This is a genomic window from Clostridium sp. Cult2 (genome assembly GCF_021655075.1).
Taxonomy (GTDB): Bacteria; Bacillota; Clostridia; order Tissierellales; family Tepidimicrobiaceae; genus Schnuerera.
In genome coordinates this window covers 1-1,797 of record NZ_PPXX01000109.1, presented here as the reverse complement: position 1 = coordinate 1,797, position 1,797 = coordinate 1, and the positions used below count along the sequence as shown (strand labels likewise).

The 1,797-nt window shown below is 31.3% G+C and carries 1 protein-coding gene and 2 riboswitches; the gene reads left to right on the top strand.

Annotated features, from left to right (window positions below; translation table 11 throughout):
• Window positions 1-108 precede the first annotated feature (108 nt).
• A riboswitch (glycine riboswitch) is annotated at window positions 109-188 on the top strand.
• 2 nt (window positions 189-190) lie between these two features.
• Window positions 191-277: riboswitch (glycine riboswitch) on the top strand.
• Window positions 278-368: 91 nt separating this feature from the next.
• Entirely contained in the window at window positions 369-1,763 is a 1,395-nt protein-coding gene (locus C3E90_RS12035) for an alanine/glycine:cation symporter family protein (protein ID WP_016207129.1), read from the top strand.
• Window positions 1,764-1,797 lie beyond the last annotated feature (34 nt).

Here is a 1,797-nt window from a genome sequence, read left to right as displayed (position 1 = left end):
ATTATAAAAATAAAAAATATTGAGAGTATTTTTTATAATTAATATAGAAAGAGGTTGAAATTTTTAAGGAAAGCATATATAATCGTAATATAATTTAATAATGTTCGGTTGAAGGTAGTGGGAGAGAGATTTTTAAATAAATCCACCGAAGAAGTAAATCTTTCAGGTATTAGGACCGCTATTGGACGAACCTCTGGAGAGACTCAGAGATGAGCACCGAAGGAGCAAGATAATTTAAAGTTTAAATTATTGAAACTCTCAGGTAAAAGGACAGGGGATAAGATAGGTCTATAAATTTTTATTATTTAATAGATCTTATTTACCTATCTATTCTCCTCCGTAAATTTAAATTTAAGGGGGATTTTTTTATGTTAAATCAAATTCAATCAATTTTAAGTACTATCGATGCTATAATATGGGGGCCACCACTATTAGTATTATTAGTAGGGACAGGAATATATTTAACCTGGAAATTAAAACTACTACAAATATTTAAACTACCTTTAGCACTAAAATACATATTTTCAAAAGAGGAAGATACTGATGATGATGCAAAAGGTGATGTTACTAGTTATGGAGCTTTATGTACGGCTTTATCAGCAACTATAGGAACAGGAAATATAGTTGGAGTTGCTACTGCAATTAAGGCTGGAGGACCAGGAGCATTGTTTTGGATGTGGATAGCAGCTTTTTTTGGCATGGCTACTAAATATGCTGAAGGAGTACTTGCAATAAAATATAGAGAAGTAGATGAGAATGGACAAATGGCTGGTGGACCAATGTATTATATAAAAAATGGGCTAGGATTAAATTGGTTAGCAAAATTATTTGCCATATTTGGAGTAGGTGTTGCTCTACTTGGAATAGGAACATTTGGGCAAGTAAAGTCTATTGCTGATGCAGCAAAAATAGGATTCAATATTCCATTAATAGTTACAGCAGTAGTAGTTACTATATTAGTGGCCTTAGTTACTCTAGGAGGAATAAAAAGAATTTCAAGTGTATCAGAAAAAATTGTTCCTTTTATGGCTATACTATATATAGTGGGAGTTATTTTGGTACTAATATTTAATTTTACCAAAATACCTTCAGCTATTAGTTTAATAATAAGAAGTGCATTTAATCCTAAAGCAGCTTTAGGAGGTGCAGTAGGAATAACTATTTCAATTGCCATGCAAAGAGGAATTGGAAGGGGAGTATTTTCAAACGAAGCAGGACTTGGTAGTGCACCTATAGCAGCAGCAGCAGCAAAAACAAAATCTCCTGTAAGACAAGGATTAATTTCTATGACAGGAACATTTATTGATACTATTATAATTTGTACAATGACTGGATTAGTTATTGTTGTTACAGGAAGCTTTACTGGAAATCTAGAAGGTGCAAATTTAACTACAGCAGCCTTTGAAAATGGATTGCCAATAGCTTTATTAGGAAAATATATAGTTAATATAGGTTTGATATTCTTTGCGTTTACAACTATATTAGGATGGAATTATTATGGGGAAAGATGTATTGAATATTTATTCGGCGTAAAGGGAATAAAACCTTATAAAATTATTTTTATAGCTTTAGTTGCAGTAGGGTCTTTTTTACCATTGGAGATGATTTTTATTATAGCAGATATAGTTAATGGACTTATGGCATTTCCAAATCTAATTGGATTAATAGGATTAAGGCATGTTGTTATTTCTGAAACACAGAAGTTTTTTGATGATATAAAAGAAGTGGATACGGATGGAATTGAAGAAAAAATGACAGTTTAAGGTGGAAAAACTCCACCTTTTTTATATAATAAAT

Excerpts from the sequence above, each read along its gene's own strand:
- C3E90_RS12035 (WP_016207129.1), top strand. The coding sequence starts at position 369 with ATGTTAAATCAAATTCAATCAATTTTAAGTACTATCGATGCTATAATA.